This window comes from Desulfovibrio sp. Huiquan2017, assembly GCF_017351175.1.
In the GTDB taxonomy this organism is placed as follows: domain Bacteria; phylum Desulfobacterota; class Desulfovibrionia; order Desulfovibrionales; family Desulfovibrionaceae; genus Pseudodesulfovibrio.
Genome location: NZ_JAFMPN010000018.1, coordinates 1 through 20,091, shown reverse-complemented (window position 1 = coordinate 20,091; position 20,091 = coordinate 1). Strand labels below are relative to the sequence as shown.

19 protein-coding genes are annotated in these 20,091 nt (G+C 63.6%); 10 read left to right on the top strand and 9 right to left on the bottom strand.

Features of this window, described 5'->3' with window-relative positions; all coding sequences use genetic code 11:
• Positions 1 to 191 precede the first annotated feature (191 nt).
• Positions 192 to 2,858 carry a valine--tRNA ligase gene (locus J0909_RS15260; protein WP_207264152.1) on the top strand — a complete coding sequence of 889 codons (2,667 nt, stop codon included), beginning with the start codon at positions 192 to 194 and terminating at the stop codon, positions 2,856 to 2,858.
• Between the two features lie 140 nt (positions 2,859 to 2,998).
• Entirely contained in the window at positions 2,999 to 4,513 is a 1,515-nt protein-coding gene (gene cobA, locus J0909_RS15255) for a uroporphyrinogen-III C-methyltransferase (protein ID WP_207264151.1), read from the top strand.
• 259 nt (positions 4,514 to 4,772) lie between these two features.
• Here cobA and J0909_RS15250 read toward each other — a convergent pair whose 3' ends face one another.
• On the bottom strand, positions 4,773 to 5,102 hold the full coding sequence (locus J0909_RS15250) for a YegP family protein (RefSeq protein WP_207264150.1): 330 nt from the start codon (positions 5,100 to 5,102) through the stop codon (positions 4,773 to 4,775).
• Positions 5,103 to 5,367: 265 nt separating this feature from the next.
• On the opposite strand from J0909_RS15250, the gene purN reads away from it, so the two are divergent.
• From purN to J0909_RS15230, 4 genes are all read left to right on the top strand, one after another.
• A complete protein-coding gene (purN, locus tag J0909_RS15245; RefSeq protein ID WP_207264149.1) occupies positions 5,368 to 6,072 on the top strand; it encodes a phosphoribosylglycinamide formyltransferase in 705 nt (234 codons plus the stop codon).
• 658 nt (positions 6,073 to 6,730) lie between these two features.
• Positions 6,731 to 7,267: a 3'-5' exonuclease gene (locus J0909_RS15240; protein WP_207264147.1), complete on the top strand. Its 537-nt coding sequence runs from the start codon at positions 6,731 to 6,733 to the stop codon at positions 7,265 to 7,267.
• Positions 7,267 to 8,028: a precorrin-4 C(11)-methyltransferase gene (cobM, locus tag J0909_RS15235; protein WP_207264145.1), complete on the top strand. Its 762-nt coding sequence runs from the start codon at positions 7,267 to 7,269 to the stop codon at positions 8,026 to 8,028. The genes J0909_RS15240 and cobM overlap by 1 nt, the downstream gene beginning before the upstream one ends.
• An 18-nt stretch (positions 8,029 to 8,046) precedes the next feature.
• A complete protein-coding gene (locus J0909_RS15230) occupies positions 8,047 to 8,442 on the top strand; it encodes a secondary thiamine-phosphate synthase enzyme YjbQ (RefSeq protein WP_207264143.1) in 396 nt (131 codons plus the stop codon).
• A 247-nt stretch (positions 8,443 to 8,689) separates the two neighbouring features.
• On the opposite strand, the gene J0909_RS15225 is transcribed toward J0909_RS15230, so the two are convergent.
• Positions 8,690 to 10,804 (bottom strand): methyl-accepting chemotaxis protein, encoded by a 2,115-nt coding sequence (locus J0909_RS15225; RefSeq protein WP_207264141.1) that lies wholly within the window; start codon positions 10,802 to 10,804, stop codon positions 8,690 to 8,692.
• Between the two features lie 149 nt (positions 10,805 to 10,953).
• Positions 10,954 to 11,850, bottom strand: a complete 897-nt coding sequence (locus tag J0909_RS15220) for a mechanosensitive ion channel family protein (protein WP_207264139.1) — start codon at positions 11,848 to 11,850, stop codon at positions 10,954 to 10,956.
• Positions 11,851 to 12,004: 154 nt separating this feature from the next.
• Here J0909_RS15220 and J0909_RS15215 point away from each other — a divergent pair, with 154 nt between their 5' ends.
• Together J0909_RS15215 and J0909_RS15210 are read left to right on the top strand one after the other, a co-directional pair.
• Positions 12,005 to 12,322 (top strand): DUF4389 domain-containing protein, encoded by a 318-nt coding sequence (locus tag J0909_RS15215; protein ID WP_207264138.1) that lies wholly within the window; start codon positions 12,005 to 12,007, stop codon positions 12,320 to 12,322.
• Between the two features lies 1 nt (position 12,323).
• Positions 12,324 to 12,596: a cysteine-rich small domain-containing protein gene (locus tag J0909_RS15210; protein WP_207264137.1), complete on the top strand. Its 273-nt coding sequence runs from the start codon at positions 12,324 to 12,326 to the stop codon at positions 12,594 to 12,596.
• A 4-nt stretch (positions 12,597 to 12,600) separates the two neighbouring features.
• On the opposite strand, the gene J0909_RS15205 is transcribed toward J0909_RS15210, so the two are convergent.
• The 5 genes from J0909_RS15205 to J0909_RS15185 all read right to left on the bottom strand — a co-directional run bounded on the left by J0909_RS15205 (position 12,601) and on the right by J0909_RS15185 (position 16,981).
• On the bottom strand, positions 12,601 to 13,032 hold the full coding sequence (locus J0909_RS15205; protein ID WP_286182068.1) for a hypothetical protein: 432 nt from the start codon (positions 13,030 to 13,032) through the stop codon (positions 12,601 to 12,603).
• Between the two features lie 33 nt (positions 13,033 to 13,065).
• The gene (locus J0909_RS15200) at positions 13,066 to 14,268 is read right to left on the bottom strand and encodes an HD-GYP domain-containing protein (RefSeq protein WP_207264135.1); all 1,203 of its coding nucleotides are present in this window, start codon (positions 14,266 to 14,268) and stop codon (positions 13,066 to 13,068) included.
• Positions 14,269 to 14,283: 15 nt separating this feature from the next.
• Positions 14,284 to 14,982, bottom strand: coding sequence for a flagellar brake protein (locus tag J0909_RS15195; RefSeq protein ID WP_207264134.1), 699 nt, complete (start codon positions 14,980 to 14,982; stop codon positions 14,284 to 14,286).
• A gap of 101 nt (positions 14,983 to 15,083) precedes the next feature.
• A complete protein-coding gene (amrA, locus tag J0909_RS15190) occupies positions 15,084 to 15,641 on the bottom strand; it encodes an AmmeMemoRadiSam system protein A (protein WP_207264133.1) in 558 nt (185 codons plus the stop codon).
• A 17-nt stretch (positions 15,642 to 15,658) separates the two neighbouring features.
• Complete coding sequence (locus J0909_RS15185; protein ID WP_207264132.1) at positions 15,659 to 16,981, bottom strand: MFS transporter; 1,323 nt, start codon at positions 16,979 to 16,981, stop codon at positions 15,659 to 15,661.
• 100 nt (positions 16,982 to 17,081) lie between these two features.
• Here J0909_RS15185 and J0909_RS15180 point away from each other — a divergent pair, with 100 nt between their 5' ends.
• The gene (locus J0909_RS15180; RefSeq protein WP_207264131.1) at positions 17,082 to 17,879 is read left to right on the top strand and encodes a substrate-binding periplasmic protein; all 798 of its coding nucleotides are present in this window, start codon (positions 17,082 to 17,084) and stop codon (positions 17,877 to 17,879) included.
• Here the strand turns inward: J0909_RS15180 and cbiE are convergent.
• Positions 17,876 to 19,120 carry a precorrin-6y C5,15-methyltransferase (decarboxylating) subunit CbiE gene (gene cbiE / locus J0909_RS15175; protein WP_207264129.1) on the bottom strand — a complete coding sequence of 415 codons (1,245 nt, stop codon included), beginning with the start codon at positions 19,118 to 19,120 and terminating at the stop codon, positions 17,876 to 17,878. The genes J0909_RS15180 and cbiE overlap by 4 nt on opposite strands.
• 148 nt (positions 19,121 to 19,268) lie before the next feature.
• Between cbiE and fsa the strand changes: the two genes are divergently transcribed.
• On the top strand, positions 19,269 to 19,919 hold the full coding sequence (gene fsa / locus J0909_RS15170) for a fructose-6-phosphate aldolase (RefSeq protein ID WP_207264128.1): 651 nt from the start codon (positions 19,269 to 19,271) through the stop codon (positions 19,917 to 19,919).
• Positions 19,920 to 20,091 lie beyond the last annotated feature (172 nt).

Genomic DNA, 20,091 nt, shown 5'->3' with positions numbered 1-20,091 from the left:
AATGATACTGCGGTGTTTCCGACACCGCCCAAATACGCAACCAGACCCCCCGCATCTCGTCCGAACTTCGTCGCAGCCGCGACGGAAAGTTGAGGAAGGGAGAAGGGTTGGGGGTCGGGGAAAGGGAAGAGGGAAAGCCCTTTTCAGAGGGGGTCTCTCTTCCCTATTCCCCGACCGCCGGAGACAACGACATGGCCCGGAAAGAGTTAGCCAAAGCCTACGAACCGTGGGATGTGGAAGAGAAATGGGAATCCCATTGGGAAGCGGACAAGACCTTCACCCCGGACCCGGACGGGCCGGGCGACCCCTATTCCATCGTCATCCCGCCGCCCAACGTCACCGGTGTCCTGCACATGGGCCACGCCTTGAACCTGACCCTGATGGACATTCTCTGCCGGTTCAACCGCCAGCAGGGTAAAAACGTGCTCTGGGTGCCCGGTACCGATCATGCGGGCATCGCCACCCAGAACGTGGTTGAGCGTCAGCTCAAGGCCGAGGGGCTGACCCGCGACGACCTGGGCCGCGAGAAGTTCATCGAGCGCGTCTGGGAATGGCGCAAGGAGAAGGGCGACCACATCCAGAGCCAGATCCGGCGCATCGGTGCCTCCGTGGACTGGACCCGCGAGTGTTTCACCTTCGACGACCAGCGCGCCAAGGCCGTGCGCAAGGTCTTTGTTGATCTCTACAATCAGGGGCTGGTCTACAAGGGCGACTACATCATCAACTGGTGCAACCGCTGCCACACCGCCCTGGCCGACGACGAAGTCGAGCACGAGAACAAGCCGGGCCATCTGCATCACATCAAATATTCCCTGGCCGACGGTTCCGGCGACCTGATTATCGCCACGACCCGCCCCGAGACCATGCTGGGCGATACCGCCATCGCCGTGAACCCGGACGACGAGCGGTTCAACCACCTGATCGGCAAGACCGCCATCCTGCCCCTGGTGGGCAAGGAACTGCCCATCATCGGCGACAACTACGTGGACGTCGAATTCGGCACCGGCTGCCTCAAGGTCACTCCGGCGCACGACATGAACGACTGGGAGTTGGGCCGCAAGCACAACCTGGAAGTCATCTCCGTGCTGACCGAGGAGGGGCTGATCAATGAGAATGCGCCCGAGAAGTACCGGGGCATGACCGTGCTGGAGGCCCGCGCGGCGGTCATGGCCGACCTGGAGGCCGAGGGCCGTGTGGTGGAGGTCGCCGAACACGAGCATTCCGTGGGCGTCTGTTACCGCTGCAAGTCCGTGATCGAGCCGCACGTCTCCACCCAATGGTTCGTGTCCATGAAGCCGCTGGCCGAGAAGGCGCGCGCCGCCGTGCCCTCCCGGACGCAGATTTTCCCGGAGCACTGGACCAAGACCTACTACGATTGGCTGGACAACATCCGCGACTGGTGCATCTCCCGCCAGATATGGTGGGGGCACCGCATCCCGGCCTGGACCTGCGAGGAGTGCGGCGAGATCGTCGTGGCCATGGATGATCCGACCACGTGCACCAAGTGCGGCTCCTCCCGGCTCGTCCAGGAAGAGGACGTGCTGGACACCTGGTTTTCCTCGGCCCTGTGGCCGTTCTCGACCATGGGCTGGCCCGACGAGACCAAGGAACTGGCCAAATATTACCCGACCTCCTGCCTGGTCACCGGCTTCGACATCCTCTTCTTCTGGGTGGCCCGCATGATGATGATGGGCCTTCAGTTCATGGGCGAGATCCCGTTTCACCATGTCTACATCCACGCCTTGGTCCGCGACGAGCAGGGCAAGAAGATGTCCAAGTCCACGGGCAACGTCATCGACCCCCTGGACATGATCGGGAAATACGGGGCCGACGCCCTGCGCTTCACCCTGACGAGCTTCGCGGCCATGGGCCGGGACATCAAGCTCTCGGAACAGCGCATCGAAGGCTACAAGCATTTCATGAACAAGGTCTGGAACGCCACCCGGTTCGCCATGATGAACCTGCCTGACGAGATCCCCGACGCCGATGTGCTTGATGCCTCGGACCTGGCCGACCGCTGGATTCTGCATCGCCTGGAGGAGGTCAAGGCGTCCATCGCCACGGCCACCGAGGAGTACCGCTTCAACGAGATCGCCCAGATCCTGTACAAGTTCATCTGGTCCGAGTTCTGCGACTGGTACCTGGAGATGATCAAACCCTCCCTGTACGGCGAGGACGAGCGGGCCAAGGCGGCCACGCAGCGGGTCCTGTGGACCGTGCTGTCCGAGATCATGATCCTGCTTCATCCGGTGACCCCGTTCATCACCCAGGAAATCTGGTCTGTCCTGCCCCGCCCGGCGGGCGACGACCGGAGCGACGACATCGCCACCCTGCCCTTCCCGGAAAAGCGGCCCGACTGCCTGGACCCCAAGGCCGTGGCGGAGATGGAGCTGTTCATGGGCGTGGTCTCCGGCACCCGGAACATCCGCACCGAACTGCTCATCGAACCGGCCAAGAAACTCGACCTGCTCATCCGGACCGTCAGCGACGAAGACAAGGCGGTGCTCGAGGCCAACCGTGACCTGATCAAGGCCCTGGCCCGCATCGAGAACCTGACCATCGGCCCGGACGCCAAGGGCCCCAAGGCCTCGGGCGCGGCCGTGGTCCAGGGCAACGAACTGTCCGTGCCGCTGGAGGGCGTGGTCGATTTCGACGCCGAACTGGCCCGGCTGGACAAGAACCTGGCCAAGCTCGAAAAGACCATGAAGGGCGTGTCCGGCAAGCTCAAGAATCCCGGCTTCGTCAACAACGCCCCGGCCGAGGTGGTCGAGGGCGAAAAGACCAAGCTGGCCGAAATGGAAGAGGAAAAGACCAAGCTGACCCAGCTCAAGGCGCGGCTCGAGTCCGTGATGGGTTAGCATCCCGGGCAATGAACAGGCCCTAAACGGCGCATCCGGGCATGCGGATTCCGTACCGTTACCCCGCGCCGCGATACAAAGTTTTGGAGGGTCCAGGGAACCTGTTTCAAAAGGTTCCCTGGCCGCCGGAGGCAAATCATATGGCAAACGTATTCCTCGTCGGCGCGGGCCCCGGTGATCCGGGCATGCTCACATTGCGGGCCAAGGAGATCATCGAGTCGTGCGACGTGATGATCTACGACTATCTGGCCAACGCTGAATTCTTGAAGTGGTGCAAGCCCGATTGCGAAGTCCTGTACGTGGGCAAGAAGGGCGGCGAGCACACCCTGCCCCAGGACAAGATCAACGATCTGATCGTGGAGAAGGCCCGGTCCGGCAAGATCATCTGTCGGCTCAAGGGCGGCGACCCCTACGTTTTCGGGCGCGGCGGCGAAGAGGGCGAGGAGCTTGTGGAAGCGGGTATCGACTTCGAGGTCGTGCCCGGCATCACCGCGGGCGTGGCCGCGGCCGCTTACGCGGGCATCCCGGTGACCCATCGCGACTTCACCACTTCGGTCTGCTTCATCACCGGCCACGAGGACCCGACGAAAAGCGAATCGGGCCACAACTGGGCCGTGTACGGGCAGTCCACCTCCACGCTCGTCTTCTACATGGGCGTGGGCAACCTGCCCATGATCGCCAAGAATCTCATGGACAACGGCCGGGCGGCCGACACCCCGGTGGCGCTGGTCCGCTGGGGTACGCGCTGCAACCAGACCTCGTTCGTGTCCACCCTGGACCGTGTGGCGGCGGACGCGCAGGCGCGCAATTGGAAGGCCCCGTCCATCATTATCGTGGGCGGCGTTTGCTCCCTGCACGACAAGCTCGGCTGGTTCGAAAAGAAGCCCCTGCTCGGGCAAGGCGTTATTGTCACCCGCGCCCGGGAACAGGCCTCGGGCCTGGTGGGCGTGTTGCGCGGGCATGGCGCGTGCGTGCGCGAGTTCCCGACCATCTCGGTGGAGCCGCTGGACGACTACGCCGAGGTCGAGACCGCCATCCTGCAACTGGCCCGCTACCAGTGGGTGATCTTCACCTCGGTCAACGGCGTCAAATATTTCTGGCGGCAGCTTCGGGCCATCGGCCTGGATGCGCGCATCTTCGGCGGCATGCAGATCGCGGCCATCGGCCCGGCCACGGCGGACGAGCTGCGGGCGCGCGGCATCGAGCCGGACTTCATTCCTGAAAAATACGTGGCCGAACATGTGGTCAAAGGGCTGCTTGAACGCGGCGTCCAAGGGTCGGACGTGCTTATCCCCCGCGCCAAGGAGGCCCGCGAGGTCCTGCCTCGCGAACTCAAGGCGGCTGGTTGCAACGTCACGGTCCTGCCGGTCTACGAAACTCGGTTGGGCCAGGCCTCCGGCGACGAAATCATGGAGGCGCTCGGCGCGGGCGATATCCGCTATGTGACCTTCACCTCGTCGAGTACGGTGGAGAACTTCTTCGAACTGGTCCCGGCGGATGCCTTTAAAGCCTACCCGGATGTGCGGATCGCTTCCATCGGCCCGATCACTTCCGACACGGTCCGGCGGTTCGGCCTGACCCCGGCCATCGAGCCCGAGGACTACACCATCCCCGGCCTGGTGGACGCGCTGCTCAAGGACGCTGGCGGCCGCTAGCCGCGCAACACGACCAAAAAGGACCGACGCGTTATTGCGTGTCGGTCCTTTTTTTTGGGCAACGAGCCGTGAGCTCCCTGAAGATACCTCAGACGTTGAAAGCCGCTTCCTGACGAAAATCAGGTGATTTTGCCTCCGGCGGACAAGGGCTCGCCCCCTTGCATCCCCTTTTGCGCCTGCGGCGCGGTCTTCCCCCGCTACGCGGCGTTTCGTCTGCGAAAAGGGCGCTGGGCATAGCGGCTCCCTTTGGGGAGAACGGTTAAACGTCCACGATGTCCGAGGTCTGGCCGTTGATCTTGACCGATTCTATGCCGTTTTCCATGGCCGATTTGGAAGAATACATCTCGCTCACGCCGATAATCTGATGGTTGGCGGCCTTGAGCACGAAGTAGGGTTGAGCGCTCTTCGACTCCTTGCGCTCGTAGCGTTCGTCCAGGGGGCTGTTCGTCCGCACGCTGGCGATGCCGTTGTCGCAGGCCGCCTTGGTGGTGTAGAGTTCGCTGGTCAGAATGACCTGTCCGTTGCCCGCTTTGAGGTTGAACATCCACTGCCCGTCCTTTGCCTGTTTTCGTTCGAACTTGCCTGCCATGGCTGCCCTCCTGGGGTATGTGAGGCGGTTCCCTCCAAGGCTTCGGCCTCGAAAGCAACGTCGCGTCGGTAATACTATTTGCAAATTTGTACCGCATGGCGAATTTTTTTGCCATGCTTTTTGGGCAAGCGGTAAAGGGGACACCGCTTCGTCTCCGGGACCGGCCCCGCCCGGAGCGGAAATACGGCCTTGAAAAAGCGCGCGCTTTGGGCCAAGTTCGGGGGCGGGGAAACCCCGCCGTTTTCAACCATCCAAGGGAGCTTCCATGCCAATGCCCATCGCCGTCCTCGTGTCCGGGGGCGGGTCCAACCTGCAATCCATCATCGACCGCATCGAAGCGGGCATGCTCGACGCCGAGATCAAAGTGGTGGTGTCCAACAAGGCCGACGCCGTCGGCCTGACCCGGGCGCGCGACCACGATATTCCCACTCGCGTGCTGCTGCATACGGATTTCAGTTCCCGCGAGGCGTTCGATGAGGAAATGGTCCGGGCCATCCGCGAATCGGGCGTGAACGAGACCGGCGTGGTGGTCATGGCCGGGTTTATGCGCATCGTCACCCCGGTTTTCCTGGAGCCGTTCCGGGGTCGCGTGGTCAACATCCATCCGGCTTTGCTGCCCAGTTTCCCCGGCGTGCACGGCCAGGCCGACGCCGCCGACTACGGGGTCAAGATTTCCGGCTGCACCGTGCACTTTGTGGACGAGCAGATGGACCACGGGCCGGTCATTATCCAGGCCGCCGTGCCGAGCCTGGCGGGCGAGGACGGAAACGCGCTGGGGGCGCGCATCCTCAAGCTGGAACACCGCATCTACCCCCAGGCCCTGCAATGGCTGGCCGAAGGCCGATTGGAAATGCGCGGCCGGTTCGTGCATCTCAAACCGGCCTGCCGCAAACTGGCCGTTCAGCCCCCGGCCGGTGCGGACGTGGATACCCAGGCCTTGGTCTGGCCGCCGCTGGAAGACGGTTTTTAGAGAAGAATGCCTCCGGCGGCCAGGGGGAAACTTTTGAAAAAGTTTCCCCCCTGGACCCCCCTTCCAAACTTTTTGTGTGCCTTCGGCAGGTTCGTGCGGGCGCAGGAGGGTGCGGCATGAACGATATTTTGACATAACCTGAGAAACTGACCCACCCCCGAGTTCCCTCCCCGCCGTCGGCGGGCGATAAAAAGTTTAGGAAAAGGAGGGGATGGGGGTCCGGGGGAAGGGGAGGGAAGAACCCTTTTCAAAGGGTTTTCCCTCCCCTTCCCCCGGNCCTGCCGCAAACTGGCCGTTCAGCCCCCGGCCGGTGCGGACGTGGATACCCAGGCCTTGGTCTGGCCGCCGCTGGAAGACGGTTTTTAGAGAAGAATGCCTCCGGCGGCCAGGGGGAAACTTTTGAAAAAGTTTCCCCCCTGGACCCCCCTTCCAAACTTTTTGTGTGCCTTCGGCAGGTTCGTGCGGGCGCAGGAGGGTGCGGCATGAACGATATTTTGACATAACCTGAGAAACTGACCCACCCCCGAGTTCCCTCCCCGCCGTCGGCGGGCGATAAAAAGTTTAGGAAAAGGAGGGGATGGGGGTCCGGGGGAAGGGGAGGGAAGAACCCTTTTCAAAGGGTTTTCCCTCCCCTTCCCCCGGCCGCCGGAGGCGCTTTATGCCCACATTGGACGACGTGCGGTTTGTGGCCATTGATTTCGAGACGGCGGATCCCAAGCGGGATTCGGCTTGCGCATTGGGCATCGTGGTGGTGGATCGGGGCGAGATCGTGGCCCGGGACTACCGCTTGATCCGCCCGCCCAGGGCCAAGTTCAACCCCTTTTGCGTCCGGGTGCACGGCATCCACTGGTCGGACGTTTGTGACGAGCCGAGTTTCGGCGACCTGTGGCCCGAACTGGAGCCGTTCTTTGCGGGCGCGGACTTCATCGTAGCCCACAACGCGGCCTTCGATAAGTCGGTGCTGTACACCTGCTGCCGGGAATCCGGCAGGGCCGCGCCGGAACAGCCGTTCTTGTGCACGGTGCAACTGGCGCGCAAGACCTGGGAACTGGCCTCGAACAAGCTGCCCAGCGTGTGCGAGTTCCTGGGCATCGAATTGAATCATCACAACGCGGCCTCGGACGCCGAGGCGTGCGCGCTCATCGCGGTGAACGGTCTGCGCCAGAACCCCGACTACCTGTGCAGGGTGCTGTGATGGCGGACGTCTATTTCATCGGGGCCGGGCCGGGCGATCCGGAGCTGTTGACCGTGAAGGGGCGGCGGCTCATCGCCGAAGCCGACCTGGTGCTCTATGCCGGGTCCCTGGTGCCCGCCGAAGTGGTGGCCGGAGCCGGGGACGGGGCGCGGGTGGCCGATTCCGCGCCCATGACCCTGGCGCAGACCCACGCGATCATGGCCGAGACCGTGGCCGCGGGCGGCACGGTGGCCCGGGTGCACACCGGCGACCCGTCGCTGTACGGGGCCATCCGCGAGCAGATGGCCCTGCTGGACGCGGCCGGAATTTCTTACGAGGTGGTGCCGGGCGTGACCTCCGGGTTCGCGGCGGCGGCCGCCGCCAAGCGCTCGTATACCGTGCCCGAGGTGACCCAGACGCTGATCTTCACTCGGCTGGCGGGCAAGACGCCGGTGCCCGAGGGCGAAGCCCTGCGCGACCTCGCGGCCCATGGTGCGGCCATGTGCATCTACCTGTCGGCGGGTGACCCCGAGGGGGTGCAGCGGGAACTGCTGGCCGGGGGATTGGACGCGGCCACCTTGGTGGTCATGGCTTTTCGCGTTGGCTGGCCCGACGAGAAGGTGGTCGAGACCGAACTGGGCGTACTGGCCGAGACCGCCCGGGGCAACGCTTTCACCCGCCAGACCGTGTTCCTGGTCCTGCCCGGCCAGGGCCGCGAGGACACGGGCAAAGCCCGGTCCCTGCTCTACGACGAAAATTTTCGGCACATGTACCGCGCCTGACGCGCCGGGAGGGAACCCATGCACATTCTGGAAGTGGACACGCACGACCGCGAGGAGCTCCTGGACATCACCCCGGCCGTGCGCCGGATGCTCCGTGAAAACGCCTGGACGGACGGGGCCCTGCTCCTCTACTGCCCGCATACCACGGGCGCCGTGACGGTCAATGAGGGGGCGGATCCGGACGTGGTCCGCGACATCCTGGTGAACATGGACAAGCTTGTGCCCCGCAACGGCGACTACCGTCATGCCGAAGGCAACTCGGATGCGCACATCAAGTCCTCGCTGTTCGGCTGCGACCAGCTTGTCATCGTGGAGGACGGCGACATCCGGCTCGGGACCTGGCAGAAGATCTATTTCTGCGAATTCGACGGCCCGAGGTCCCGCAAGCTGTGGGTCCAGTGGCTGGGCGTCTGACCCGTCGGGGCCGTCCCGGGCGCGAGCGGCCCAAAAAAACGGTGAGATGGCCGATCCGACTCCCCGTCCGCAAGCAATGAATCGCGTGGCGGGACGAGGCTGTGCCAGCGGTAAAGTCGTCGGGAATCCCGACGCAAAGCGGCTTTCAGCGCCCGATTTTTCCCTTTAGGGAGCAAGGGACACTTCCTAGAAAAACACCCCCGTCGTTTCCGGCGGGGGTGTCTTTTTGTATTTTGTGTCTCAGGACTCAGGCGACCATTTGCTGGATGAGTTCGTCGAGTTGGATGACCATGCGCTGGAGGTCGCCCACGGAGGCGGCGGCGTGGGTCATGGACTGGCTGGTCTCGTTGGAGACGCGGTTGATGTCCTCGGTGGCCCGGTTGATCTCCTCGGCCGCGGCGGACTGCTCCTCGGAGGCTGCGGCGATGGACTGGACCTGTTCCGAGGAGTCGTCGGAGTAGGCCACGATCTCGTCAAGCATGGCCAGGGCCCGGTCGGCCAGCTTGGTGCTTTCGCCCACGGCCTGGGCCGCCGTTTCCGTGGAGGCGATGTTCGTCCGGCTGGCTTTCTGGATGGCGCTGATGGCGTTGTTCACCTCGGTGGTGGCGGTCATGGTCTTTTCGGCCAGCTTGCGGACTTCGTCGGCGACCACGGCGAAGCCTCGGCCCGCCTCGCCTGCGCGGGCCGCTTCGATGGCCGCGTTGAGCGCCAGCAGGTTGGTCTGGTCCGCGATGTCCGAGATGACCTCGATGATGCTTCCGATGGAGTCCGTCTGCCGGCCCAGGTCAGTCATGTCCGTCTTGAGCCGGTCGGCGTGCTCCTGCAGTTCGCGGATGGCCGTGACCACATGGTTGACCACTTCGGCCCCCTCGCCAGCCTTGATCCGGGTCTGGGAGGTGTTCTCGGCGGCCCGGCTTGCGTTGCGGGCAACTTCGAGGACCGTGGCGTTCATCTGTTCCATGGCCGTGGCCGTCTCGGTGGTTCGGTCGCTCTGCACCTGGGTGCCCTGGCTGGCCTGTTCCACCTGGCTCCCGAGGGTGGAGGACGCCTCGGCCAGAGTGTGGGAGATGCCCGCCGCCTGGCGGGCCAGGTGCGCATTCTTGCGTTGCAGGGTCATTATCCCGGTTTGATCGACCACGATTTCCACCGCGCCGACCACATGGCCTTGGGCGTCGAGGATGGGCTTGCCCGTGTACTTGATGTCCAGGTTCATGTCCTGGGGATGGGCGTCGGTTTCCGAGGTCTCCATCTTGCCGGTACGCATGCAGGTGGTGCTGGCGCAGTTCTCGGTATGGCAGTCCGAGGTCTTGAAAATGTCGTGGCACTTGACCGTGCGGTAGGCGGTGTGGTCCGCAAAGCCGCCCAGGGTCCGGCCGGTCTCGTTCAGAAAGAGGACGTTCAGGTCCGTGTCCATGGTCATGACCGGAAGGGGGATCGTGTCCAGGTAGCGAACCAGTGCCTCGGCGATCTCGTTGCTTCGGCCCAGGATGCGCGCGTAGTCGCCCGAGAGGCCGTCGGCGGGGGCCGTGGTCCGCAATTTGCCGACCACGATGGCCTCGGCGGTCTCCTCGAAGCGGCGGGACATGTCCTTGAGCGCGTCGGTGACGCTGACCAGGGACGCGCACAGCCGTCCGATCTCGTCATTCTGATGGACGTCGAGTTTGGCCTGGAAGTTGCCCTTGGCTATCTCCCGGGCGTAGGCCAGGGCTTTGTTGGCCGGGCGCGAGATGCCCAGCCCCATGATCAGCGACAGGATGATGGCCGCGCCCACCCCGACTGCGGCGGACAGGAGGGTGCCTCGGCGCAATTCGCTCCGGGTGCTTTTGAACTGGGCATGCCGTTCCTCAATCTGTGTGCTCAATTCCTTGAGCAGGGCGTCCACTTCGTCCATGGCCGCCCGGAAGAGCTTGTCCATGCGCCCGCCCATGGAGTAGAGGCGCAACCGGCTCGTGTCGTTGCCTTCAAGCAGGGTGACGAGGTCCTTTTCCATCAGGCGGAGGAGGCTTTCATAGGACGCGGACAGGCGGTCCACGTTCTCCCGCATGCCGAGCGCCGCGCCCAGGGATTCCACCAGCTTGAGATCCTGTTCGGCCTGGGCGCGCATGCCCGCCACCTCTTTTCGGGTCGCGGCGGCGTCCTGGTGGAGCAAGGCGTGGGCGAAATAGCCGTTGATGGCTTCCAGGCGGGAATCCAGCTCGAGAAGGGCGGTCATTTCCTCCGTGCTCGCCGTCTCGATCTCTTGCAGCCGGGCCAGGTTGTCCACGGCCCGGTTCTGGAACAGCGCGAAGGCGATGAAGATCAGGGACAGGAGGGAGAAGCCGATGGCCAGGCGGACTTTGACCGATAGGTTGTTGAATCGCATAGTTATCATTACCGGTTAATGGTGAGCCGCTTCGGGTGTGAGTGCGGATGTCTGCTCGGATGCCTGGAAAATGAGATTCTGCGTGAGCCAGCCCATCTTGTCCAGCCCTGTATTGCAAGAAAGGTTGGGATTCCTGGAATCCCGCACGGTCAGGCCGGGGCCGGAACGGTGTTCAGGTGGACCTGGTTCATGTGGGTGGGGATGCCGCGTTTGCGGAATTCCCGGATGAGTTGGATCGCGATGTCGCTCTTGAGATTCCAGGCCTCGGACGGGGAGTCGGCCCAGGCGGCCACCCAGCAGGTCACGCTCTCCTGGTCCATGCGCATGACCCAGAATTGCGGCGGTTCCTGGGCGTTGTGGTGTTGGCTCTCCCCGGCCACGCGGGTGGCGATATCGCTGACTTCCTCCAGGTCCGCGTCGTAGGAGACGGAGAATTCCAGGTAGGCCCAGAGCAGGGAGTCGTTCAGGGTCAGGTTGATGAACTCCTTGTTGAGCATGCGGCTGTTGGGGATGACATACCGCTTCCAGTCCCAGGTCTTGATCTTGGTGTGGGTGATGGAGATGTCCTCCACCGTGCCGTATTGGCCGTCCATCATCAGGGTGTCGCCCACGCGCAGTTGTTTGGAGAAGCTGATGACGATGCCGGAGATCATGTTCTCCACCAGGGGGCGGGCCGCGATGCCGACCACGGCCGTGGTCACGGCGATGAGGATGGACAACATGGTGCTCGGCAGCTTGCCGATGAACGGGAAGGTCAGGGCCACGCCCCAGGCCGCGAACACACACAGGATCAATGTCCTGCGGATGATGGTGAATCGGGACTGGACGCCTTTGATGATGTCGCGCCGGTCCTGCCGCTCTTCCTGGTCGGACAAAACCTCGGTGGGCATGGCCGCTCGGGTCTCCGGGTCTTTGAGCAAGTGTTTGATGCGGCGGACGCGGCTTTCCTTGAAGGAGGTCACCCTGATGTGCAGCCAAAGATAGACCAGCAGAGCCAGCAGGGTGATGCCGGAAATGTATATGGCCAGGTTCGTATCTTCGATCATGGAACTCCTTTTTGGGTTGCGGTTGTTCTTTTAGCCTACGGATAAAGCGCGGTTTTGAAAAGGGAAGGAGCCGGGGCCGGCGTTCGGGCGATTGTACAGAACGGCCGGGATGGGGTAGGGTTCATGGCAACGAACCGCAACCGGAGGGTAAGATATGTCCACGGAAACCCGCGTTACCACCGTCGGCAGGGGCGATATTCTGAAGCGTTTCATCATCACCCTGGTCTGCCTCGTCTTTTTCGAGGTCCTGACCCTGATAGTCGAGGTGTCCACCCTGTTCCAGTACGGCTACCTGCTCGCGGTCCGGAAGCGCAGCGAGCCGCTTCGCCGCTTTTGCAACGGCCTTTCGCAGTATGGCTACCGGATCATGCGCTACGCCACCCTGAACGACAACCAGCGGCCCTTCCCCTTCGCCGAGTTCCCGGGCGATGAGGATTGCGAGCCGCCCGCCAAGCAGGTACAGTTCCGCTGATATGAAGAACAGCCATCGTTTTTTCCGCAATACGGACTGCGAGTATTTTCCCTGCCACAAGACCAGGAGTCCGGAGCGGTTCAACTGCCTGTTCTGCTTCTGCCCACTTTATTTCCTGGAGGAGTGCGGCGGCAACTACGTGATTCTCGATTCCGGGGTCAAGGACTGCACCACTTGCCTGATCCCGCATACGCCCGAAGGGTACGACTACATCCTGGGTCGGCTCAAGGAACGCTTCGCTGAGATTCGCGCGGGCTCGCCGCGGGAGGACTGACCGCCTAGACGCGCCGGGCGCTGAAGGGCGAGTGGGTCATGTAGAAATTGAGTTCGCGTTCGAGCCGGACGTGCTCCCGGGCGGCCCGCCGTTCCTGGGACTCCAGGTCCAGGGAGGCGTCCTGGAATCGGGACAGGGCCACGAAGCAGTGCTTGACCCGCGCCAGCTCTTCCGCGCGGCGTTTTTTCCAGAAATAGTAGGCCATGATCTTGGCCGCGCTCTTGATGTCTTCCTTGGTATAGGCGAGCCGACTTTCGTCCAGGGGATAGCTCTCGCCGTCCTCCACCAGGAGCAGGACGGAGAGGACTACCGTTTTGGCCCGTTTCAAGGACTCCGGAGAGATGCGGTAGACTTTCACCTTGCGGCCGCGGCCATGCCACCATTTGGTTCCGTAGAGTAGGATAGTCAACGCGATCACGCCAAGCCATATGTTCATGTCCAGCATCGGGGGGGCTCCATTTGGTGTGGGTCAGCGGGCGGTCAGGTAGTTTATGAGGTCCTTGCGGTAGGATGAGGGATCGGCGCATTCCAGTATCTCAATGGCCCCGCCGTCCCCGGGCTGGGTGGTCAGGTCCACGTCCCGTGTGCGGATGGGCTTCATCTCCGCGTCCATGATGATTCGGATTTTCGGGTGAAGAGGTTCGCGCGAGTTGGCCTCGAAGACCAGGGCGTATTCGCCCGTGTTCAGGCGGACAAAACTGCCCGCCGGGAAAATACCCAGACACTTGATGAACAATTGGACCTCGGTGGGATCGAAGTCCTGGTCGCGCATGCCGTACATGATGCCGAGCGCCTTGTTGGGCAGGATGGCGTTCTTGTAGCAACGGTCCGAGGTCAGGGCGTCGTACACGTCGGCCAGGCAGAGAATGCGGGCAAAGGCCGGGATGTCCTTGCGGGCCAGGCCCACCGGGTAGCCCGAACCGTTGTGGCGTTCGTGGTGGTGCATGACCCCCCGCATGACCTTGGCCGGAATTTCGCTGTTGCGTTGCAGGATCCGGCAGCCATATTCGGGGTGGCGGCGGATTTCCTCGCGTTCGATCGGAGTCAGGGGCCCGGGCTTGTTGATGATCCGGGCCGGGACCGTGGTCTTGCCCAGGTCGTGCATCATCCCGGCCACGCCGAGCAGGACAAGCTCTTCGCGGGGCATGCCGATGTACTCCCCGAAGACCACGCTGATGGCGGCCACATTGATGCAGTGGGTGTAGGTATAGTTGTCGAATTCGGATAATTTGGCCAGACAGACCAGGGTGTCGGGATTGGATACGGCCGACTCGACGATGGCGCTGGCCGTCTCCAGCGAGGCGCCGTAGTCCATCTTGCGCCCGAGCTTGGCGTCCTGGACGATCTGCATGGCGTGGGTCATGGCGTCCTCGTAGGTGACCATGGCCGAGGAGATGGCTTCCCGGAACGGGACGCGCTCGGGACGTTCGCGGTCATGCTTCCGCTCGGCGACGACCCGGGCCAGAGGGGTTTCTTCGGACATGCCCTCTTGGTCTCCGGTGTCCACGAAGGCTTCCTGGTAGCCCAGCTCCAGCAGACGGGCCACGTCCTGTTCGGATTCGATGATGCCGGGTTCCGAGTACAGATAGGGCAGATGGTGCCACTGGTCACTGGCCACCTTGACCACATTCATGCCGGGCCTCAGCGCCGTGATGGGGATTTTCTTTATCATGTCGGGTCCGGTCGGTTAGCAGGTCAGTCTGCGCATTCTTTCCAGATAGATGCCGATGCGTTCCTCTTCGATCTCGTTCGGGTCGAGGAACATGGTCCCGAGGGTGTACAAGCCGCGTTCCCGTTGGATGTTCCGAACAACGATGGGCAGCTTGAGGGGGCCCTCGGTACCCAGATTGACGAGGATCACCAGTGTGTCGCCCACTTCGAGCCGGGCGAGGGGGTCCCGCGCCCGGGCGCGGACCGAGGCCTTGCAGCCCATGGCGCTGATGTTGACGACCATGCATTCGTACTCACCGTTCTCGGTTTGGATCTTGCCGTCGAGGTTGCATTTGGTCCGGGGGTCCCTTCGCAGTTCCATCTTTTCGATGACCGTGGGGTAGGCGAAGATGATCAGCGAGGTGGGTGATGTGACGGTATTGTACGTCGTTGTCTTGAAGCCGTAGACCGTGCCCTGGTGGATGTACTTGACGATGAGCTGGCCGCCCAGGCTCAACTGCCGACGGATGCGGCCGGGCAGGCGGACCGAGGCGATGAGGTATTCATAGGGATCGAAGCCCACAATGCGCCCTTGGTAGGGCTGCTCCGCGCCCGGCACCCGGATGACCACGTCCTTTCCCAAAGCGACGCGCAACTGCACGCCGGGCATCTTCAGGACTTTGGTTGCGGGAGGGGCGATGGTATTGTTTGTTTCCTTGTCGGCCGTGTCGGGCATGACGGTCCTGCCTGGGGGGCTACAATTACATCCTTAATGATTCTATACACGACAACAACTACCGCTGTCGATGAGAGAATTCCCCGCGTTGCGCCATTACGTCAGAAGACTTCGGCCTCGAACCAGAAAATGGTGGTGTCCGGGTCCTTCCAGGCGTTGCTCGGCAACCCGGCCTTGACGCAAGTCTGGGCCAGGAAGGTCTCCCGGTTCCATTGCCATTCCACCGGCACCTGGGGCAGGAGCAGGCCGGACTGCATCCCCCGGCTCATGATCAGCCCGTGGCGGCCGACCTCGACCAGCTCCGGGTCCGGGCACGGCTCGATGGGGCTGAGGATGGATATCTCGTATTCCAGCGCGTGGAATTCATCCTCGGTCACGGCCGGGAAGCGCGGGTCGCGGAAGGCCGCCGAACGGGCCATTTCCCAGACCGTGCGGTACAGCTCGCCCGATCCCCGGACGTTGCCGATGCAGCCGCGCAGCCTGTCGTGGAGCTTGAGGGTGACAAAGGCCCCCAGGTGCTCGCGCAGCTTGTCCGTGGGCGGATCGGGCGGAGCGGACGGGCCGTCGCCCAGGCCGAGGCCAGAGGCGATGGATTGGACCACCAGGTCCTTGAGGTACCGCTTCTCGCCGTCGGTCAATTCAAAACGGAAATTCGACATGATGCACTCCTTGTTGTTCACGCCCGGTCTTGTTCGCGCCCGTGCGCGGTCGCCTCGGGCACGAAGAGCATGCCCGCCAGGCCGACGGCCAGCAGCCCGATCACGGCGGACATGCCCAGCCGCTGGCTGTTCGTGGCCAGGGTCAGCCAGCCCACCAGAAATGGCCCGAGAAACGAAGTCAGTTTGCCGGACAGGGCCATGAGCCCGAACATTTCGGTGCGTACCTCCGCCGGGGCCGCGTGGGCCAGCCAGGACCGGCTCGAAGCCTGGACCGGCCCTACGAATATACCGATGGCCAGTCCGAAAATCCAGAACAGGGTTTTGCTTTTGACCAGCAGAATGGCCGTGCCCGGGACCACCAGTCCCATGAGGGAGAGCAGTATGGTCCGCCGGGACCCCAGCCGGTCGTCCAGCCAGGCGAAGGCAGCCGCGCCCAGTCCGGCGGTGACGTTCAGGCCGATGCCGAAGACGATGACCTCGCTTGAATCCATGCCGAAGGTCGCAGCCGCATAGATGCCGCCGAAGGCGAACATGGTGGTCAGCCCGTCGTTGTAGAACATGCGGGCCAGGAGAAACAGGGCTATGTGCCGGTGGTTGCGCAGGTCCCTGAGCGAACCGCGCAGCCGGGCCGCGGCCCCGGCAACGGCGCGGGAGAGAGGAACGCGCGCGGACGGCGTGTCCGGGGTGAACAGGAAGAGGGGCAGGCAGAAGACCAGGTACCACAGGGCGGTCAGGGGCATGACCGCGCGCACGTTCAGGGCGTCATGATGCGGTATGCCGAACCAGCCGGGCGCCCGGACCAGACCATACAGGGCGAGGACCAGCAGGACCAGCCCGCCCGCGTAGCCCAACCCCCAGCCCCAGCCGGACCAGCGGCCGATGCGCGTCCTTTCGGCCAGGTCGGGGAGCATGGAGTTGTAGAAGATCATGGCGTACTCGCTGCCGATGGTCCCGATCCCGGCCAGGACCAGGGCGGGCAGGACAAAGGCGGGGTCCGGCCGGACGAACCACAGCAGCGCCGTGGCCGCGATGCACAGCGTGGTGAAGACGGCCAGCCACGGCTTACGCCTGCCCGTGTGGTCGGCCACGGCCCCGAGCACGGGCCCGCCCAGGCCGATGACCAGCCCGGCCACGCCCATCATGTTTCCCCACCATGCCGTGCCCAGGGTCTCGTTCCCGGCCACGGCCCGGGCGAAGTAGGCGGCGAAGACGAAGGTTTGGACCAGGGCCGCAAAGCCCGAGTTGGCCCAGTCGTACAGGGCCCAGGAGACCAGCGCCCGGAGCGGTGCGCTCGGCGGTCCGTCGGGTGGGGTGCGGGATGGTGGACGGGCAGGGGGCATGGGAGGCAGGGTAATACATGCGCCCCAGGTCCGCCAGCGCCGAGGTGCCAACCCTGTAAAAAACAGCGGAAAAAAACGCGCGGGCATGGTAGCGTGACCCATGACTTGTCGATCCATCCTTCTTGCCGCGTTCTTCTTCTTCCTGCTTCCGGTCCTGGCTGCGGCCCCGGCCGGGGCCGGGGAACCCGTCGTGCTGGTTACCGGCGACTACCCGCCCTACATCGTGACCGACGGAACCCGGCCAGGTCTGCTGACCGAGATCGTTCAGGCCGCTTTTGCCCAGGTCGGGGTGGAGACGAGGATATTGTTCCGCCCTTGGCGGCGGTGCGCCCTGATGGTCCGCGAGGGCGAGGCCTTTGGGACCTATCCATACGGGCGCACCGCCCAGCGCGCCGAGTATGCCTGGTTCAGCGATACCATCTGGGTCTGCCGCAACGTCTTCTTCTATCTCAAAGGGCGGCTCGGCCAATTCGACTACACCACTCTTGAGGCCCTGCGCGGTTACGTCATCGCCGGGACCTCGGGCCACTACTATGAGGAGACGTTCAAGGAAAAGGGCCTTACCGTGGATTACGCCCCCGGCGAGGCTTCGGGCGTGCGCAGACTGTGGGAGTTGCGCGCCGCCCTGTTCGCCGAGGACGAACTGGTGGGGTGGACCCTGATTCGTCGCATTTTCCCCTCCCGGGCTCACGTCTTCGGCTCCACGCCCACGCCGTGGAACCTCAATCCGCAGCACCTCATGGTTTCCAAGGCCTATCCCGGCGCGCGGAAACTCCTGGCCCGGTTCAACAAAGGGCTGGCGGCCATCCGTGCGAACGGCACCTACGACAGGCTGGTTGGGAGCTATTTCGGCCCGGGCCGGCAACCTTTCGGAAAATCGGGAAGCAAGGCTCCCTAAGGTTTTTCGGCCCAAAGCACGAAGACCGGATTCTGCGCCTTGAAGCGCAGGTCCCCGGCCAGGGAGTCCGTTGCCGAGGCCTGAAGCTGGGTCACGCCGAAGTGCCAGCCCTGGGCCTGGAAGTGGTCCTTGGCCGTGTGCAGGGAATCGAGCAGGATGCAGTGGACCACGATGCGGCCGCGCGGTCTGAGCTTGCGGCAGGCGGTGTCGAGCAGGGCGGTGTCCTGATTGGATTCGCCGCCCAGGCCCCCGCCGATGAAGATGCGGTCCGGCTCGGGCAGGTCCTTGAGCGCCTCGGGCATGTCGCCGAGGATCACGTCCACCAGCCATGCCCCGGTGCGCCGGATGTTTTCGCGGATCATGGCCGCCCGGGTCTTGTTCCGTTCCACGGCGAAGACCCTGCCCCGCCTCGCCAGGTGCGACGCTTCGATGGCCACGGATCCGCAACCCGCGCCCAGGTCCCAGACCGTGGAATCCGGGGCCACGCCCAGATGGGCCAGCCCGGCCGCGCGCACGGGCAGCTTGGTGATCAGGTTCTTCTGGTGCAGGTAGAAATGGTCCGGGATGCCGAGCGACAGAGGAATTTCCGGCGGATATTGCCGTTCCAGGATGACCATGTTGAGTGGCGCGAATTCCATGCCCCAGGTTTCCCACAGGGTCAGGGGCCGGATGAGTTCGTCCGGCGCGCCCAGGTTTTCGAGCACGGTCATGGTGAAGCAGTCCGCGCCGCGTTCCTGCAGGGCGCGGGCCACTTCGGCCGGCGTGTTCACCGCATCGGTGAAGACCGCGATCAGGTCCGCGCGGACCAATGCCGCGTAAAGCGGCGCATAGTCGTCACGCCCGTGCAGGGAGACGAAATCCATGTCCTGCCATGGCAGGGCCAGCTTGGCGGCGGCCAACTGCACCGTGGACAGGCTCGGCTCGATGATCAGGTTTTCCCTGCCCAGCTCCTCGCCCAGCCGTTTGCCGATGCCGTAGAAGAGCGGGTCGCCGTCGGCCAGGACCACGACCTTGCGCCCTTTGTTGGCGGTCTTGCGCACGGTTTCGATGATCGGTTTGAGCGGGCCGGTGATGGCCAGCCTGTGGGCGTGCGCCGGGATCAGTTCGTTCGGGCAGGCCGAGAGCAGTCGTTTGCCGCCTACCACCAGGTCGGCCCCGGCCAGGGCCGCCGAGGCGGAACCGGACGGGACGAGGGAGCCGGGCGGCAGCCCGATGATGCGGACGGGTTCCATCTTGGTCATTGGGGCAATGTAAACGAAACCGGGCCGGGGGGGAAGGAGAATGCGCACGTGGTGAAAACGTTTGCAGGAGGTTTTCACTTTATTTTGTTTATGTTATGCCTCTTCATCACAACCGGAACGTCCTGTCCGGTCACCTAGGAGGAACCCAATGCAGTTTTTTCTCGATACCGCCAACCTGGATCAGATCCGCGAAGTGGGCGAACTCGGCCTGCTCGACGGCGTGACCACCAACCCCACCCTCATGTCCCGTGAGGGCGGCGACTGGCGCAGGCAGGCCGCGCGCATCTGCGAGATGGTGGACGGCCCGGTCTCGCTGGAGGTCATCGGCACCGCCCATGAGGAGATGATCAAGGAAGCCAAGGACCTGGTCTCCTTCGGCACCAACGTGGTGGTCAAGATTCCCATGATCCCCGAGGGGCTCAAGGCCCTCAGGGAACTGACCGAGCGCGGCATCCGGACCAACGTAACCCTGGTCTTCTCGCCCACCCAGGCCCTGCTGGCGGCCAAGCTCGGGGCCACCTACGTGTCGCCCTTCGTGGGGCGGCTCGACGGTCTGAGCCAGTCCGGCATGCAGGCCGTGGAGCAGATGCGGACCATCTTCGACAATTACGCCTTCGACACCAAGATCCTGGTCGCCTCGGTGCGCCACCCCATGCATGTGCTCGAAGCCGGGTTGGTCGGCGCGGACGTCATCACCCTGCCGTATTCGACAATCATGCAGCTTATGCAGCATCCCCTGACCGACAAGGGGCTGGCCGCGTTCCTGGCCGACTGGGAGGCATTCCAGAAAGGCGCATAGAAAAGGAAAGGCCGCCTTTCGAGCCAGGCGTTCAGCATAGGTGCGGTTTTTTTACCCATACCCATGTAGTCTGTGGCAAAAAAAATTACCGCATGAAAATGAATTATAAGCCCCCAAAACGGGGGCTTTTCTCTTATGCGGCCCCATGTCAAGGACTCCCGTATTTCTTGAG

Bases quoted from the DNA above. Each gene is read 5' to 3' on its own strand.
- J0909_RS15195 (WP_207264134.1), bottom strand. From the start codon at position 14,982: ATGCCCGACACGGCCGACAAGGAAACAAACAATACCATCGCCCCTCCC.
- cobA (WP_207264151.1), top strand. From the start codon at position 2,999: ATGGCAAACGTATTCCTCGTCGGCGCGGGCCCCGGTGATCCGGGCATG.
- cobM (WP_207264145.1), top strand. From the start codon at position 7,267: ATGGCGGACGTCTATTTCATCGGGGCCGGGCCGGGCGATCCGGAGCTG.
- J0909_RS15240 (WP_207264147.1), top strand. From the start codon at position 6,731: ATGCCCACATTGGACGACGTGCGGTTTGTGGCCATTGATTTCGAGACG.
- J0909_RS15225 (WP_207264141.1), bottom strand. From the start codon at position 10,804: ATGCGATTCAACAACCTATCGGTCAAAGTCCGCCTGGCCATCGGCTTC.
- J0909_RS15180 (WP_207264131.1), top strand. From the start codon at position 17,082: ATGACTTGTCGATCCATCCTTCTTGCCGCGTTCTTCTTCTTCCTGCTT.
- J0909_RS15210 (WP_207264137.1), top strand. From the start codon at position 12,324: ATGAAGAACAGCCATCGTTTTTTCCGCAATACGGACTGCGAGTATTTT.
- fsa (WP_207264128.1), top strand. From the start codon at position 19,269: ATGCAGTTTTTTCTCGATACCGCCAACCTGGATCAGATCCGCGAAGTG.
- cbiE (WP_207264129.1), bottom strand. From the start codon at position 19,120: ATGACCAAGATGGAACCCGTCCGCATCATCGGGCTGCCGCCCGGCTCC.
- J0909_RS15205 (WP_286182068.1), bottom strand. From the start codon at position 13,032: ATGAACATATGGCTTGGCGTGATCGCGTTGACTATCCTACTCTACGGA.
- amrA (WP_207264133.1), bottom strand. From the start codon at position 15,641: ATGTCGAATTTCCGTTTTGAATTGACCGACGGCGAGAAGCGGTACCTC.
- J0909_RS15230 (WP_207264143.1), top strand. From the start codon at position 8,047: ATGCACATTCTGGAAGTGGACACGCACGACCGCGAGGAGCTCCTGGAC.
- J0909_RS15260 (WP_207264152.1), top strand. From the start codon at position 192: ATGGCCCGGAAAGAGTTAGCCAAAGCCTACGAACCGTGGGATGTGGAA.
- J0909_RS15250 (WP_207264150.1), bottom strand. From the start codon at position 5,102: ATGGCAGGCAAGTTCGAACGAAAACAGGCAAAGGACGGGCAGTGGATG.
- J0909_RS15220 (WP_207264139.1), bottom strand. From the start codon at position 11,850: ATGATCGAAGATACGAACCTGGCCATATACATTTCCGGCATCACCCTG.
- J0909_RS15185 (WP_207264132.1), bottom strand. From the start codon at position 16,981: ATGCCCCCTGCCCGTCCACCATCCCGCACCCCACCCGACGGACCGCCG.
- J0909_RS15215 (WP_207264138.1), top strand. From the start codon at position 12,005: ATGTCCACGGAAACCCGCGTTACCACCGTCGGCAGGGGCGATATTCTG.
- J0909_RS15200 (WP_207264135.1), bottom strand. From the start codon at position 14,268: ATGATAAAGAAAATCCCCATCACGGCGCTGAGGCCCGGCATGAATGTG.
- purN (WP_207264149.1), top strand. From the start codon at position 5,368: ATGCCAATGCCCATCGCCGTCCTCGTGTCCGGGGGCGGGTCCAACCTG.